The following is a 14,148-nucleotide window of genomic DNA, read 5'->3' as shown; positions in this document are numbered from 1 at the left end:
TAATTTGTGAGTAAGAGGATTTTTGTACTGGCGCTTAATTGTCGCCTTTGAGTAGTGTCCCGGCCGGTGGCGCGACCGGGACGTCAACTGGCGCTTCGGGAAGATGGCTTTCAATTTGATGCGCAGGAACGTGGGCATAGTCCTGCCGTACCCAGCGCAGAAAACCGCCAACCTTCACCAACAGGATGGCGAGGAATGGAAGAGCGGTCAGAACCACCGTGGTCTTCATGGTTTCCAGGGACGCGCCGGTGAACAAAATTGATAATGGGATCAGGGTGATGACCACGCACCAGAACAGACGAAGACTGCGCTGCGGATCTTCCCCTTCCTGCAGGTTGCGCGTGCTGGTGGCCGCCATGGTGTAGGCCACAGCATCCATGTGTGAGGCGAGGAATATAATCATGATCGCCAGATACGCCACCAGAAACAGTTTCCCGGCAGGCAACGACATCAACACTTGCTGTACGGCTGTCTCACCGCCCAGCGTCGCCATAACCTGCGGTACGTCGATCACGCCGTTCACAAACTGGTGAATGGAGTAGCTTTCCATCACGCCAAAGAAGAACCAGCAGCCAACAGTGCTACCGAGTATTAATGCCCAGATAACCTCTTTGATTTTGCGACCACGGGATACGCGAGTGACAAACATTGCCACGCCCGGCGTGTAGGATATCCACCACAGCCAGTAGAACACCGTCCAGTTACGGGTGAACTCACCGTTGCCAAGCGGGTCGGTGAAGAGGCTCATTTGCAAAAAATTTTGTGTCGTCAGGCCGATGGCGTTGATGATGTTGTTGGTGATGAACTCGGTCGGGCCGACGATCAGCACCAGCAGCGGCAGTAAAAACGCCCCCCAGCCGACCATTTTGCTCAGACGTTGCAAACCGTTATTGATGCCAATCCAGGAGCTCAGGCAGAAAATGCCGCCAGAGAACAGGATCACAAACGCCTGCACCGTGAAGTTATCCGGTAACCCCGTCAGGGCAGACAAACCGCGGGTAAAGGTGGCGGCGGTGACGACCAGAGAGATAGTTAACGCGCCAACTGTCGCGATCAGGAACATCAGGTCAACCAGGCGACCCCAGACACCCTGCGGATGCACGCCGGTAATGGCGGCGATAATCCCGGACAGGCTCAGTCCTTTGTTTTTACGCACATGGAAGTGGTAGGCCATGGTTAATGAGGCCAACGTGTAGGTCGCCCATGCGCTGATCCCCCAATGGAAAAAGGAGTAAGGCAGGCTGTATTCCAGCGCTTTTTGCGAGTGCGGCGCGATATTCAGACCCGGGGTCTGGTAATAATAGGCCCACTCAGCAACGCCCCAGTAGAGCGTGGAGGAGCCTAATCCGGCGCATATAAACATAAACAGCCAGGAGAGCGTGCTGTATTCCGCTTTACCTTCTCCCAGACGGATGTTGCCGTATTTACTGGTAGCCAGCCAGACGACCAGACCCATAGCCATCAGAACGAGGATCTGCACGGCGGAACCCAGCATCCGGGTAACGCCGTTAAAAAGGGTATTTGCGACTTGTGCAGACTGCTGAGGGAAGAGACTAAGTGTGGCGGCGATGAAAAGAATAGCCACCAGGCTGATGGCTATCAGCGGCATGTCTTTTTTCTTGACGTTGCTCAACATGGGATCTCCTGGGCACAGTTGCCCGCGTATGGCATTAGCCTGTCGTTGTTATCATGCTGTAGGGGTAGAATGAGTTACTTTATATTTAACAATTTTATTATTTGTTCTTTACATGAATTAAACAATTGCCCGATGCGTGAAGCAATAAAACACGGAACGGAAATAATAAAAGGTGAATTAGCGCAGGTTATTGGCTCCACAAAACGCATAAAAAAGCCGCGTCAGTGACGCGGCTCATATTTCGTGGTTTGACCTCTAACGTAGTGCCTGACAGATGGCTTCTCCCACCTGTTGCGTGGTGGCGCTGCCTTTCATATCCGGCGTTTTCGGGCCACTGGCAATAACGTGCTCAATTGCCGCCAGAATACCGTCGTGGGCAGCCTTATAGTTGGCATTACCGTTGCCAAGGAAGTCCAGCATCATGGCGCCAGCCCAGATAGTGGCAATCGGGTTGGCGATGTTTTTTCCGTAAATATCGGGGGCCGAACCATGCACCGGCTCGAACAGGGACGGGAAGGTGCGTTCCGGGTTTAAGTTGGCAGAAGGCGCGATGCCAATCGTCCCGGTACAGGCCGGACCCAGATCGGAGAGGATGTCGCCGAACAGGTTGGAGGCAACCACAACGTCAAAGCGCTCCGGCTGCATCACAAAGCGGGCGCACAGTATATCGATATGCTGTTTATCCCAACGGATCTCAGGATAGTTAGCCGCCATTGCTTCAACACGCTCGTCCCAGTAAGGCATGCTGATGGCCAGACCATTGGATTTGGTCGCCGAGGTCAGGGTTTTGCGCGGGCGGTTTTGCGCCAGCTCGAAAGCGTAACGTAATATACGATCCACGCCGCGACGGGTGAAGACCGACTCCTGGATAACCACCTCGTGTTCCGTCCCTTCACTCACGCGTCCGCCGAGAGAAGAGTATTCTCCCTCGGTGTTCTCGCGTACGACGTAGAAATCAATGTCGCCTGGCTGCTTGCCCGCCAGTGGGCAAGGGACTCCCGGGAACAGGCGTACCGGACGCAGGTTGACGTACTGGTCGAATTCGCGGCGAAACTTAAGCAGCGAGCCCCATAAAGAGATGTGGTCCGGTACGGTGTCCGGCCAACCAACGGCGCCAAAATAGATAGCATCAAAGGATTGCAACTGCTCATGCCAGTCATCCGGCATCATTTTACCGTGATGGGCGTAGTACTCGCAGCTGGCCCATTCCATTTGCTCAAAGCTGAGCGACAACCCCCAACGCTCGGCGGCTGCCTGTAACACATGAATGCCTTCAGGCAGCACTTCTTTACCAATGCCATCTCCGGGGATAGCGGCAATACGACAGGTTTTCTTCATAGCAGCTCTCACTTGTACGCCATCAAAATTGACTTTCCCCTTATCCTATAATTGACTGATTAATAGTTAATCCCCCTAACTGGTGAAACATAAAACACAGATCATGAATAATCTGCCGCTGCTAAATGATTTACGCGTCTTTATGCTGGTTGCCCGTCGGGCAGGATTTGCCGCCGTTGCCGAGGAACTGGGTGTATCACCGGCTTTTATCAGTAAGCGAGTAGCCCTGCTGGAGCAGACACTGAACGTGGTGCTGCTGCACCGGACAACGCGGCGTGTAACCATCACGGAAGAGGGGGAGCGGATCTACGAATGGGCGCAGCGGATCCTGCAGGATGTCGATCAGATGATGGACGAGTTGTCGGATGCCAGGCAGATCCCGCAGGGGATGCTACGTATTATTAGTAGCTTTGGTTTTGGCCGTCGGGTGGTGGCTCCGGCGCTGTCTGCGCTGGCAAAAGCGTACCCGCAGCTAGAACTGAGGTTCGATGTTGAAGACCGCCTGGTGGATATGGTGAATGAGGGCGTCGATCTTGATATTCGTATCGGGGATGATATCGCGCCGAACCTGATTGCCCGCAAGCTGGCGACTAACTACCGTATTCTGTGCGCCTCGCCGGAATTTGTGGCGCAGCATGGGACGCCGAAGCAACTCAACGATCTCTCCACTTTTCCTTGTCTGGTTATCAAAGAGCGCGACCATCCGTTTGGCATCTGGCAAATGCGTAATAAAGAGGGCGCTCACTCAATTAAAGTTACGGGGCCTCTGTCGTCTAATCATGGCGAAGTGGTACATCAGTGGTGTCTTGATGGGCAGGGAATTGCCCTGCGTTCGTGGTGGGACGTTTGCGACAACATTGCCGGTGGACATCTGGTACACGTATTACCCGAGTATTATCAACCAGCAAATATATGGGCGGTTTATGTTTCTCGGCTGGCGACGTCGGCAAAAATCCGTATTACGGTTGAGTATTTGCGCCGCTATTTTGCCGAAAACTATCCAAAGTTTACTTTGGAATAAATCCGCAACAGCCTGGCAAGAAACTGAAAATAAAAAAGGCAGAATAATCTGCCTTTTTTTGCAACTATAACTCACTGAGCAAAGCCGTTATTTAGACTCTTCAGCTTCAGGTAATGTCACGTTAAGTTCGAGGATAGAAATATCGCCGTCTTTTTGTTCAAGCTGTACGGTGACCATTTCGGGATCAATTTGTACATACTTGCAGATAACCTCGAGAATATCTTTCCTCAGTTGCGGTAAATAATGTGGCTCGGCGTCACTACGACGACGTTCCGCAACAATAATCTGCAGTCGCTCTTTAGCGATGTTCGCTGTGCTCTTTTTCCGCGAGAGAAAAAAATCCAGTAATGCCATAACTTATCCTCCGAACAGGCGTTTGAGGAAACCTTTCTTCTCTTCTTCAATGAAGCGGAAAGGACGTTCTTCTCCCAACAGACGGTCTACGGTATCAGCATAGGCTTTACCGGCATCAGCATTGATGTCGAGAATAACCGGCTCACCCTGGTTAGACGCGCGCAGGACTGACTGATCTTCAGGAATCACGCCAACCAGCTTGATTCGCAGAATTTCCAGTACGTCTTCCATGCTCAGCATGTCACCTTTATTTACGCGGCCAGGGTTGTAGCGCGTCAGCAACAAATGCTCTTTAATCGGATCTTCACCGTTTTCCGCACGACGAGATTTCGACGCCAGAATACCCAGAATACGGTCAGAGTCACGTACAGAGGAGACTTCCGGGTTAGTGGTGATAATCGCTTCATCGGCAAAATACAGGGCCATCAGCGCGCCGGTTTCAATACCCGCCGGGGAGTCGCAGACGATGAAATCGAATTCCATCGTTTTCAGGTCGTCCAGAACTTTCGCGACGCCTTCACGCGTCAGCGCGTCTTTATCGCGAGTCTGTGAGGCCGGAAGGATAAAGAGATTTTCGGTACGCTTATCTTTGATTAACGCCTGATTTAACGACGCATCGCCCTGAATAACGTTGACGAAGTCGTAAACGACGCGGCGTTCACAACCCATAATCAGATCGAGGTTACGCAGGCCGATATCAAAATCAATAACGACAGTTTTCTTTCCCTTCTGGGCCAAACCTGTAGCGATGGCCGCGCTGGAGGTGGTTTTGCCAACGCCCCCTTTACCCGAAGTAACAACAATAATGCGTGCCATAGAAATTCCTTGTTAAAAAGGGATCAATTCAACGGTTGAACTGTCAAAGCGTTCTCTGCTAATTGCAGACGGGCCGCTTTGCCATAAAATTCTGCTGGGATTTTATCACTCAGCCAATAAACACCTGCGATAGACACCAGTTCTGCCGTCAGATGGGTACAAAAAATTTGCGCTTCACGATCGCCGCTTGCACCTGCCAGCGCACGGCCTCTCATCATTCCATAAACATGAATATTGCCATCAGCGATAAGCTCTGCGCCCGCACTGACGTGGCTTGTAACAATCAAATCACATTGTGGAGCATAAATGCGCTGACCGGAACGAACCGGCACATTTATTAATCGTGTTTTTGTGATGGGAGTAACGTTTTGCGGCGGAGCGACGGGAGCCGGGACCTCAACAGGCGCAGGACGAATAGCTTTTTCTTTACCTTCAGTCAGTAAAGGAAGACCCATTTCGTCGATTTCTGCCTTTAGTCTGGCGTCTTTGCATCCGCTAACGCCAATAATGCGCAATCCGGTAGACGCGACAACTTTCTGCAGCGCTGACCAGTTTACCGGGCTTTCAAGACCACTCACGTTAACCACCACGGGAGCATGTTTTAAAAAAGCTGGTGCCTGCGCGATTTTGTCTTCCAACGCCTGACGAATAACCTCGGGTTCTGCTTCATGTAAATGAACCACTGATAAGGTGAAGCTACTGCCTTTAAGCTCGATTGGCGTGTTTGACATCCTGGCCTTACTCAATTTGCTATTTATCATCCCCAGCGCGGGGTGATATTCCGAAGACTATAAGGCATGTTATAGTCAGTATTATATTGAGGCAAGCCACCATTCCGTGAATTCAGAGTAAAAGATATGTTTTGTGTGATCTACCGAAGCAGCAAACGTGACCAGACCTATTTATATGTCGAAAAAAAAGACGATTTCTCGCGCGTTCCTGAAGAACTGATGAGAGGATTTGGTCAGCCGACGCTGGCAATGATGTTACCGCTTGATGGGCGAAAAAAATTAGTTAATGCCGATCTTGAAAAAGTAAAACAGGCCCTGACCGAGCAGGGCTATTATTTACAAATACCTCCGCCGCCAGAAGATTTACTTAAACAGCATTTGGCAGCGGCAAAACAAAATACACCAGATGCTAAACGTTAAACTGCATCCGGCAGCAGCACGTTCCATCGATGCAGTACCTGAAATCTATGACTACGTTAGGGGAAAGTAATGTATCAACATCACAACTGGCATGGTGCTCTGCTGGATTATCCGGTGAGTAAGGTGGTTTGCGTAGGGAGTAACTATGCCAACCATATTAAAGAGATGGGCGGAACCACCCCGGAAGAACCGGTTCTGTTTATTAAACCGGAAACCGCGCTGTGCGATTTGCGCCAGCCGCTGGTGATCCCATCTGATATGGGGTCTGTCCACCATGAAGTTGAGCTGGCTGTGCTGATTGGCGCGACCCTGCGGCAAGCGACAGAAGATCATGTGCGTAAAGCCATCGCCGGTTATGGTGTCGCGCTGGATCTGACCCTGCGCGATATTCAGGGCAAAATGAAGAAGGCGGGGCAGCCATGGGAAAAAGCGAAGGGTTTTGATAATTCTTGCCCGCTGTCTGGATTTATTCCGGTGGCGGAATTTAATGGCGATCCGCAGGATACGATGCTTGGATTAACGGTCAACGGTGAAACACGTCAGCACGGCTCCACGGCGGACATGATCCATCACATCGTTCCCTTGATTGCTTATATGAGCTGTTTCTTTACCCTCAAAGCGGGCGATGTGGTGCTAACGGGAACGCCAGCAGGCGTGGGACCTTTAAGCAGCGGCGACGAACTGGCCATCAGTTTTCACGGTCAAACGCTAACAACCCGCGTGCTGTAATCTCTGCTTGCCGCCTTTTCGGGCGGCAAAACTTGCATCAGCGTGCCAGACTGGTTATAAGGTGCAGCTTTATTGCAATAGCGGAAACCCTGATGAGCGACATACCTTTCTGGCAAAGTAAAACCCTTGATGAAATGACCGATGCCGAGTGGGAGTCATTATGTGACGGGTGCGGTCAATGCTGCCTGCATAAGCTGATGGATGAAGACACTGACGAAATCTACTTTACCAATGTCGCCTGTCGTCAGCTCAACATTAAAACCTGCCAGTGTCGTAATTACGAACGTCGATTCGAGTACGAGCCTGACTGCATCAAACTGACGCGTGATAATCTGCCGACTTTTGAATGGTTGCCGATGACCTGCGCCTATCGTCTGCTCGCAGAAGGAAAAGGGCTGCCGGAGTGGCACCCGTTGCTGACAGGATCAAAAGCGGCGATGCACGGTGAACGTATCTCAGTTCGTCATATTGCGGTGAAAGAATCGGAAGTGCGTGACTGGCAGGATCATATCCTGAACAAACCTTCATGGGCGGACTAACTCCATGAGGTTAAAGGATTTTGTTTCTACTCGTTTTGAGCATGGGGCATCTGTGGGGTATTACCTCCAAAATTCGCGTTCAATATTGCCAATTGGTTGTCATTGTTGTCTGTCATCCATTTACCGTAAACGCTGTAAACCATCTGTGCTGACGTATGCCCCATTTGAGCCGCAATGAAGTTGGGGTTGGCTCCGGCGCTTAATGCCCAGCAAGCATATGTGTGTCGAGACTCATATGACTTGCGGTGGGGAATTCCGCTCCTTCTTAAGATGTTGTTCCACGTTCCAGAGAATGACCCGGGTGAGTACCATTCACCTCCTTTTCCATTCCTTGCCGTAAGTCTGGGAACAAAAACGAATGTGCATTCATCCCGGCGAGTTCTGCCAAACTCTCTGAGGTGAACGTCTATCTGATGTTGTTTCCCCATCCTGGTATAAGCCATCTGGCTTTTCAGTGCCTCGATAGCCGGAGTGGTGAGGTTGATTGTCCGGTTACCACTTTCTGTCTTTGGTGGCGTGAAATGATTGGAAATGGCAAGGTTCCTGCTGATGCGAATCGTCCAGTTTTTAGTGTCGATGTCCTCCCATGCAAGAGCACATATCTCACCATGGCGCATGCCAGTATTAAACGCAAGCTTCCATAGGTTCCGTATCTGTTCGCATGGGCATTTCTCAAGAAAGCGATGGTATTCATCATGGGTAAGCGGCGACGGATCTGACTTAGATTTTTTGAGTGGAGTAACTGCAGCAAATGGTGATTTGCTTATGTATCCATTCAAAACCGCAAAATCAAACATTCCCTTCATGCAGGTAACATAGACGTTAACCGTCCTTACCGTCCTCCCTTTCTTCACTGACCTGTTTTTCTGGTGCGCACCGCATATCTGGTAGCCGGTCAGTAATTCCTTCCTTACGTTAAGCACATCCTCATGAGTTATAGAGTCAACCATCCGGCCGCCTCCGAGAATGTCGGTTCCGATCGTGATATACGATACATATCGGAGATGGGCGTTAAGGGTTAAGTCCATTCTCTTAAGCTCCAGCCATTTAGCTGCCAGTTCAGCAACAGTTATCCCCGGCGGCGCGATATTGAATTTCTTCAGGTTGGGTGACTGTGGGAACTGTCTGGCGTAATCGAATGCACCCGTTTTTATAGCGAAACAAACAGAGGCGCGAAGCTCTCCAGCAATGCGCCTGTTCTTTGCAGTATCAACAACGCCAAGGCTTTCCCTGACCCTTTTCCCGTTATATATGAACCATATGCGCAAAGTGCCGCCGTGGTTCTCCACTCCAGTTGGATAACCAGACATAAAATCTCCTGCGTTTGTTTAGTGGGGGAGGGTATTTAAGCAGATTTCTGGCGCGGGATCGCCGGTCGTTGACGCTCAACCCAGTTATCGACTTCGTGTCGATTGTAGAGGATAGGGGAGTTCTCCTTTGGCTGACAGTCTCCGGAATAGTGACGATACTCTCGACCCTCCATCCATGAATTTGTGCGTGCTGACTTGATCGCGTTCTTTGTCAGGCCAGTAATAGCCATCAGAACTTCTTCGGATACCCACTTATTGGGCGTCAATTGGATAATGTCGCTCATGGTTTTCTCCTATGCATACCACTTATCTATTTCGTCGTATTCCTTAACCACATCCTCATAACCAAGCGCCTTCAGAAGTTCGCAGATCACGTCGTCAGCGTTGCAATGAGCGATTTCCTTATCTCCCATCCTTTGCAAAATCTTGAGTTTGTTAATGGCTTCTTCGCGAGTCATGGTTTTCTCCAGGCAAAAAGAACCCGGCACTGTGGCCGGGTGCAGAGTTGTTTATCTGACTTCGATATCAGGAATAATTACTGATGGTTTGAATGTCACACGGTAGTGATTGACGCTGGCGTTTGTTCCGCTCAAATCCTCCATAAACCATGTGACGTTATCTGACAGGCCAAGCATGTGCTTTTTGTATACATCTGGACCAGTTTTGCAAATTACTCCCAGCGTCCGATCGGTGCTGGTATTGTCTTTCGAGCATAAGCCGGTAATTTCCAGCATGAATTCGCCGGTGATGCCGTTATAGAAGACAAAGCGGCGCTGAGATTCAAAGTTATCTGCAGCCTTACTAACGTTACGACTGGCTACGTCAGCATCATTGACATCACATGCCGAAAGCGCCAGAACGCTCAGCAATAGAAATCCTTTCTTCATTGGTTCACCTGTAAAAGAATGCCCTCACAATGGAGGGCAAATGGGGGATAACGTGGCAGTGCATTCGCACCCAATAGCCAGCTCATAACTGGCTATCAGTTGCGTCAGTCGTCTTCATCGTCCCACCAATCTTCGTCATCACCTTCGTGACAATCTGCGAGAAGTGGATTTGTAGCGGATAGCATGTCGCTTGCAGCGCCTCGGCGTTGAAGTCGTCGTAGTGCCTCGTATAATTCGAAGGCTTCAGTTCTCTCATCGCCGATTTCCAGAGAACAAGCTACCTGATGAGCCTCTGGAACTAGCTCGGCTAACTTGTTGCGAATATCCTGAATGGTGCTCATATCTCTCCTCATGCCGCACGCATAGCGCGGAGGCGTTTTAAGTGTTCTGCTGTTTCAAGTTCGGCGCGTATCTGTGCCGCCTCGTGTGGGTCTAGGTGCTCGAAGTCGTTATTAAAGCGGTCTATTGATGCGGTGTTGATCCGGCCCTGTCGCCAGTAGCGGACTATCTGTGATGTGCAGCTGTGGATGATGACGGGCCAACCGTGCTGGTCAGCGTATATCTGACCCCGTTGAATTAGCTGGAACATTGAGTGACTCCTTCATCATGAGGAATACAATCATTGCGGCGCGGAGTGGGTTTTTATCTGCTTGCGTGTAAGAGAGGAATCCGCAACTATCATCACCTTCTGCCCTCCATTCATTCCAGCGAACCGGTTTAAGGCCAATTTTCTTATCAACGATAATCGGCCAAGCGTCCGCTACGTTGTTGCACGGGTCGAAAAAGAATTTGTTACCTGATTTATTCTTTGGTTTGTCGAATTCGTACCGTCGATCATCGCTCATGAAAATATCAGGAACGACCTCTTTGCAGCCCAAAGCGAATGCCACCAACTTATTAATTTCTTGGTCACTCATCTTGCTGTAATCCATCACATCACCCTCGCTTGTCACATTTGACGCACCAACCGCCCCAGCACATACGTCCGCAGTGTTTACAGATGGGCCACATCACATCCTCCCAATCTTCTTACGCAACTCCATATTGCTCTGGCAATCCACGCACATCGTGCATCCCGGATACGCTTTCCGGCGAGCATCAAGTAACTTGTCACCGCATTCCTCACAGTGCGTTGCTGATACTGCTGAGTGATTGAGTCTGTGAGCCTGAATAGCATGGTCGCGCATCATCTCTTCGAGAGCACTGGCCTGATCGATGATTTCTGATGTCATAGTCCAACAGCCTTACCCAGCCTCTCGCTGAGTTGATAGATGTGGTCGCGTAATTCAGTGAGTGTCTGCGCTTCGGATTCCAGAATCTCTTTGTGCATTAATTCACGCACCAGGTGTTCAAACTTGCTGTAGTAACCAAGGCGAGAAAGCACTTCCTGTCCGGCGTTTTTACCTTCCTTGGAAATCTTCTTCTCGTTAAGAATCAGGTCATGCGCAGACCCGGTGACGACGTACTTATCGCCAAGTTCAATTCGTAATTTTTCGCTCATAATCAGTGCTCCATGAACTGTCGGTTAATTCGGTTGAAGGTGAACGCGAGAAAATAAAAAGGCCAACATAGCGACCTTGTGATTCGTTTGGTTAGCGTCATGCTGCGTCCCGTCGAGCGAGAAGTTTCGCTCCGAAAGTCATCAGTTCGTCCCGCTCCACAGTTGCGAAGTGGCATTGTGTACGCGGGTACGGATGCCAGATGATGAGCATCGATCCTTTATTATTTCCCGAAACCGATTTACCGGTGACCGGGTTGATAAATGCCAGTCGCCCGGCGGTGATAAAGCGAACTTCGCTGGCTGTCTCGATAGCCTCACGGAACCAGCCGACAGACGTATCAGCCGGAACCAGCATGACGGTGCCGATCTGGTTTTTGCTCTCCGTTGCTGCTTTCTTCACGAATGGCGTGATATCGCTGTATGGTGGATTCAACCAGGCGTAACCGGGAATGGTGAGGTAGTTGGCCCACGGCGTTTCCAGCGTGTTCTGATCGGCGGTAATAAACTTTCGGCACAGCGCGTTATGAGGTGCTGCGGCTGCGTCCAGTTGAAAGCAGAATTCAGCATCAAGCGCCGCGAACAATGCCGGTGGTGTACGCCACAAATCACGACGATCCGCTGGCGTGTTGCTGCCGGTATAATCGGTCATGAATCCTCCCGTTCAGGATTTCTCACATCCCATCCATTCCGCTCAATATTCACAGCCAGCCGCTTATCTCCGACCTCTTCGATACTCCTACCGGTAATCTCTGCTACTTCTGCGTTGGTGTAGCGCATGAGTATCGCTAACTCTTCCGTTGACCATTCACGCATAGTTAATCCTCCGGAGCGGGCCAGCGCGTTACGCTTGCTTCTGACTGAGTAAATGGAGCGACCGGTTGCCTTGGCTATCTCTTCCTCTGAGAACAGACCAAAGAGATGAAGCTCAGCTGGCGTCCATACTCTTCCGGTCATCTTGCTGATAAGTGGTGCGCCGATGCGTGATGCCTGGCGAGTGATTGCTGATTCGGAACGCTCAAGTTTTTCTGCGATAATCTGAACCGGCATTGATCTGCCAACTTCATGCAGGAACAGGTTTTCCCACGGTTGCCATGCGACGCTGCTCATGCCGCTTTACCATGGCATTTTATTTTCTGGATCTCAGATTCCAGATCCGCAAGAAAGCTCTTAACTTCAGATTCGATTTCTCGCGCAAGTTCTTCATCGAAATTAATACGCTTCTTGAAATACGCGAGATCAGGCGGCAAGCGATCATCGAAACTAACGAAATCACACCATTTCCGCCCGGTGCACATCATCTGTGCATGCATTTGCAGCATGTACTGGCGCTTTGGCTCACCTGTTTTCAGCGTTTCAAGATGGGTCCAAGTGTTGGGGCATTTGATTTCGATAAGCCCGTCGTCGTTAACAAGTCCGTCCGGGCTGGCTGCGAATCCATAGATGGCTGGGTGATCGATGAGTCCAACTTCAGTGATTTCAGCATCGAACTCATTTAGCGCATACATCTCACGGGCTACTGGCTCCAGTTCGGTACCTCGCATCATCGCGGCATTCGAAAACCCTTCCTCCATCTTCCCGGTCAGCCGTTGGCAAATCAGATCTGCCATGTAGTTCTGGCGGCTGGCGGAGTAGCCAGACTTAGTACGGGCCATGACATCAGCCAGGCGACTGGCTGTGACCTTGCCGCAGCGCGCAGCAAACCATTCAGGGGTGCGTTGTTCCATCATTCAGCCTCCATCTCTGCGACATTGACAGGTTCGGCACTGTCGACTGCAAGACTCATGTCATACATGCGGCGCTTCTCAACTGCGCCGATCACCTGTTTCTCTTCTCCGCTTAACGCCACCCAGAACTCCTGATACTTGACGGTACCAAGACGCGCGGCAGACTCACCTTTTGCGATTAGTTCCGGGCGACGGCTATCTGATTCATGGCCCACGTGAACCTCTGCCGTTGTTCCTTCAATAACTCTCTCTGCCTCGTCCTGATCGAAGATGCCAGCGAAACCAAAGGCCAGGCGCGCGCACTGGATAAGCGTCTTGTGGCGAAGCATGCGGGTAGGGTGGGACTGCCAGGGTTGAGTATTACGTTTACATTCGCCCATGTACTCGGTGACGATGGTCGGGTGCTTACGGTCTTTGCGGTAAATCTTGCAGGTGCATGCGCCTTCTTCTTTGTCGTAAGAGAATTCCATGCCGTCAAACTGCGGGTGCTCGTTGATAATACGCGCCCATCCATCGACGCCGACTACCGGGACAATCCCGCCTTTATCGGGGAAGGCGTAAATCTCTTTGGTCCATGGGTTCAGACCGTACTGGTTGGCGACGATCAGCAGGGCTGTAAACTGTTCGTCCGTTACGTTGCCACCTTTAAACGCTGTATTCTTCAGCGTATTCATCAGGTCTGTACCGGCATCCATTCCGAGGCGTGCTGCCAGTTTCCCGGCCATGGTGGAAAGTGCAGTGCTCATTGTTAATCCCCTCAAAAATTAAAACGGGCAGCCGGTACGGTGTTCCCAGTCGTGCTCCGCCTGGGCGTAAGCAACTGCCGAAATGAAATCGTTGTAGACCTCGCCAGCTTTATCGCTGCGAAGTCCTTCGTATGGGCTGGAATCAATCGGGACCGTGAAGTGGAAGAGGCCGGACGGCTCTTTTGGCATCATGTCAATGATTTGCTGCGCCCGGTCGTCGATCCACTTCTCTTTCTCTTCGGTGAGTTTCTGCTCAACCCATCGCCGATCTTCGATGCGGTCGTAAGTGAGGAATGCGTTCATGATTGCCTCAGTAATGGATTTTCGCGCAAGGGATCAGGTCATCTTTCAGAGCGGTAAGCACTTCGATAGCCTGTTCGCGGGTTAAGCTGGTGT

At 50.8% G+C, this 14,148-nt stretch carries 23 protein-coding genes; 4 read left to right on the top strand and 19 right to left on the bottom strand.

The genetic code is table 11. From position 1 onward, the window contains the following. Window positions 1-34: 34 nt before the first annotated feature. Both OGW44_RS19755 and OGW44_RS19750 read right to left on the bottom strand, forming a co-directional pair. Window positions 35-1,636, bottom strand: a complete 1,602-nt coding sequence (locus OGW44_RS19755) for a BCCT family transporter (protein WP_049043155.1) — start codon at window positions 1,634-1,636, stop codon at window positions 35-37. 255 nt (window positions 1,637-1,891) lie between these two features. Beyond that, the gene (locus OGW44_RS19750) at window positions 1,892-2,974 is read right to left on the bottom strand and encodes a tartrate dehydrogenase (protein WP_185655112.1); all 1,083 of its coding nucleotides are present in this window, start codon (window positions 2,972-2,974) and stop codon (window positions 1,892-1,894) included. Between the two features lie 103 nt (window positions 2,975-3,077). Between OGW44_RS19750 and OGW44_RS19745 the strand changes: the two genes are divergently transcribed. Continuing rightward, complete coding sequence (locus tag OGW44_RS19745; protein WP_016153377.1) at window positions 3,078-3,995, top strand: LysR family transcriptional regulator; 918 nt, start codon at window positions 3,078-3,080, stop codon at window positions 3,993-3,995. Between the two features lie 87 nt (window positions 3,996-4,082). Here OGW44_RS19745 and minE read toward each other — a convergent pair whose 3' ends face one another. Genes minE through minC form a run of 3 tightly spaced genes read right to left on the bottom strand, consistent with a single transcriptional unit; the run spans window position 4,083 to window position 5,896 of the window. Then, window positions 4,083-4,349 (bottom strand): cell division topological specificity factor MinE, encoded by a 267-nt coding sequence (minE, locus tag OGW44_RS19740; protein ID WP_001185666.1) that lies wholly within the window; start codon window positions 4,347-4,349, stop codon window positions 4,083-4,085. A 3-nt stretch (window positions 4,350-4,352) separates the two neighbouring features. After that, on the bottom strand, window positions 4,353-5,165 hold the full coding sequence (minD, locus tag OGW44_RS19735; protein WP_003020956.1) for a septum site-determining protein MinD: 813 nt from the start codon (window positions 5,163-5,165) through the stop codon (window positions 4,353-4,355). 23 nt (window positions 5,166-5,188) lie between these two features. Then, entirely contained in the window at window positions 5,189-5,896 is a 708-nt protein-coding gene (gene minC / locus OGW44_RS19730) for a septum site-determining protein MinC (RefSeq protein WP_016153376.1), read from the bottom strand. A 126-nt stretch (window positions 5,897-6,022) separates the two neighbouring features. Between minC and OGW44_RS19725 the strand changes: the two genes are divergently transcribed. The 3 genes from OGW44_RS19725 (at window position 6,023) to ycgN (ending at window position 7,584) form a co-directional block, all read left to right on the top strand. Next, window positions 6,023-6,316 carry a YcgL domain-containing protein gene (locus OGW44_RS19725; protein WP_016153375.1) on the top strand — a complete coding sequence of 98 codons (294 nt, stop codon included), beginning with the start codon at window positions 6,023-6,025 and terminating at the stop codon, window positions 6,314-6,316. Between the two features lie 69 nt (window positions 6,317-6,385). Next, window positions 6,386-7,045 carry a fumarylacetoacetate hydrolase family protein gene (locus tag OGW44_RS19720; RefSeq protein WP_103283747.1) on the top strand — a complete coding sequence of 220 codons (660 nt, stop codon included), beginning with the start codon at window positions 6,386-6,388 and terminating at the stop codon, window positions 7,043-7,045. Between the two features lie 92 nt (window positions 7,046-7,137). After that, window positions 7,138-7,584 carry a cysteine cluster protein YcgN gene (ycgN, locus tag OGW44_RS19715; protein ID WP_016153373.1) on the top strand — a complete coding sequence of 149 codons (447 nt, stop codon included), beginning with the start codon at window positions 7,138-7,140 and terminating at the stop codon, window positions 7,582-7,584. 26 nt (window positions 7,585-7,610) lie between these two features. Here ycgN and OGW44_RS19710 read toward each other — a convergent pair whose 3' ends face one another. From OGW44_RS19710 to gamL, 14 genes are all read right to left on the bottom strand, one after another. Further along, window positions 7,611-8,894 carry a tyrosine-type recombinase/integrase gene (locus OGW44_RS19710; protein WP_185655113.1) on the bottom strand — a complete coding sequence of 428 codons (1,284 nt, stop codon included), beginning with the start codon at window positions 8,892-8,894 and terminating at the stop codon, window positions 7,611-7,613. Between the two features lie 35 nt (window positions 8,895-8,929). Next, window positions 8,930-9,178, bottom strand: coding sequence for an excisionase family protein (locus OGW44_RS19705; RefSeq protein WP_047500635.1), 249 nt, complete (start codon window positions 9,176-9,178; stop codon window positions 8,930-8,932). 9 nt (window positions 9,179-9,187) lie between these two features. Further along, complete coding sequence (locus tag OGW44_RS19700; protein WP_185655114.1) at window positions 9,188-9,352, bottom strand: hypothetical protein; 165 nt, start codon at window positions 9,350-9,352, stop codon at window positions 9,188-9,190. Window positions 9,353-9,403: 51 nt separating this feature from the next. Beyond that, the gene (locus tag OGW44_RS19695; protein ID WP_185655115.1) at window positions 9,404-9,781 is read right to left on the bottom strand and encodes a beta-sandwich lipoprotein; all 378 of its coding nucleotides are present in this window, start codon (window positions 9,779-9,781) and stop codon (window positions 9,404-9,406) included. Window positions 9,782-9,885: 104 nt separating this feature from the next. Further along, window positions 9,886-10,122, bottom strand: a complete 237-nt coding sequence (locus tag OGW44_RS19690; protein WP_100245789.1) for a hypothetical protein — start codon at window positions 10,120-10,122, stop codon at window positions 9,886-9,888. An 8-nt stretch (window positions 10,123-10,130) separates the two neighbouring features. Continuing rightward, window positions 10,131-10,370 carry a DUF4222 domain-containing protein gene (locus tag OGW44_RS19685; RefSeq protein WP_045617920.1) on the bottom strand — a complete coding sequence of 80 codons (240 nt, stop codon included), beginning with the start codon at window positions 10,368-10,370 and terminating at the stop codon, window positions 10,131-10,133. Then, entirely contained in the window at window positions 10,333-10,713 is a 381-nt protein-coding gene (locus OGW44_RS19680; RefSeq protein WP_185655116.1) for a phage protein NinX family protein, read from the bottom strand. The genes OGW44_RS19685 and OGW44_RS19680 overlap by 38 nt, the downstream gene beginning before the upstream one ends. A gap of 78 nt (window positions 10,714-10,791) precedes the next feature. After that, complete coding sequence (locus OGW44_RS19675) at window positions 10,792-11,013, bottom strand: TraR/DksA family transcriptional regulator (protein ID WP_185655117.1); 222 nt, start codon at window positions 11,011-11,013, stop codon at window positions 10,792-10,794. Then, window positions 11,010-11,282: a DUF5405 family protein gene (locus OGW44_RS19670; protein WP_071701032.1), complete on the bottom strand. Its 273-nt coding sequence runs from the start codon at window positions 11,280-11,282 to the stop codon at window positions 11,010-11,012. Before OGW44_RS19670 ends, OGW44_RS19675 begins: the two co-directional genes overlap by 4 nt. 97 nt (window positions 11,283-11,379) lie before the next feature. Then, the gene (locus OGW44_RS19665) at window positions 11,380-11,931 is read right to left on the bottom strand and encodes a phage N-6-adenine-methyltransferase (protein ID WP_185655118.1); all 552 of its coding nucleotides are present in this window, start codon (window positions 11,929-11,931) and stop codon (window positions 11,380-11,382) included. Beyond that, on the bottom strand, window positions 11,928-12,389 hold the full coding sequence (locus tag OGW44_RS19660; protein WP_260490305.1) for a hypothetical protein: 462 nt from the start codon (window positions 12,387-12,389) through the stop codon (window positions 11,928-11,930). The genes OGW44_RS19665 and OGW44_RS19660 overlap by 4 nt, the downstream gene beginning before the upstream one ends. After that, window positions 12,386-13,009: a lambda exonuclease family protein gene (locus tag OGW44_RS19655; protein ID WP_069219605.1), complete on the bottom strand. Its 624-nt coding sequence runs from the start codon at window positions 13,007-13,009 to the stop codon at window positions 12,386-12,388. Before OGW44_RS19655 ends, OGW44_RS19660 begins: the two co-directional genes overlap by 4 nt. Continuing rightward, complete coding sequence (gene bet, locus OGW44_RS19650) at window positions 13,006-13,752, bottom strand: phage recombination protein Bet (protein WP_069219606.1); 747 nt, start codon at window positions 13,750-13,752, stop codon at window positions 13,006-13,008. The genes OGW44_RS19655 and bet overlap by 4 nt, the downstream gene beginning before the upstream one ends. Before the next feature lie 18 nt (window positions 13,753-13,770). Continuing rightward, window positions 13,771-14,055: a host nuclease inhibitor GamL gene (gene gamL, locus OGW44_RS19645; RefSeq protein ID WP_069219607.1), complete on the bottom strand. Its 285-nt coding sequence runs from the start codon at window positions 14,053-14,055 to the stop codon at window positions 13,771-13,773. Window positions 14,056-14,148: the final 93 nt, after the last annotated feature.

This window comes from Citrobacter sp. Cb023 (assembly GCF_030336805.1).
Taxonomy (GTDB): Bacteria; Pseudomonadota; Gammaproteobacteria; order Enterobacterales; family Enterobacteriaceae; genus Citrobacter; species Citrobacter braakii.
This window is presented reverse-complemented; position numbering and strand designations above follow the sequence as displayed.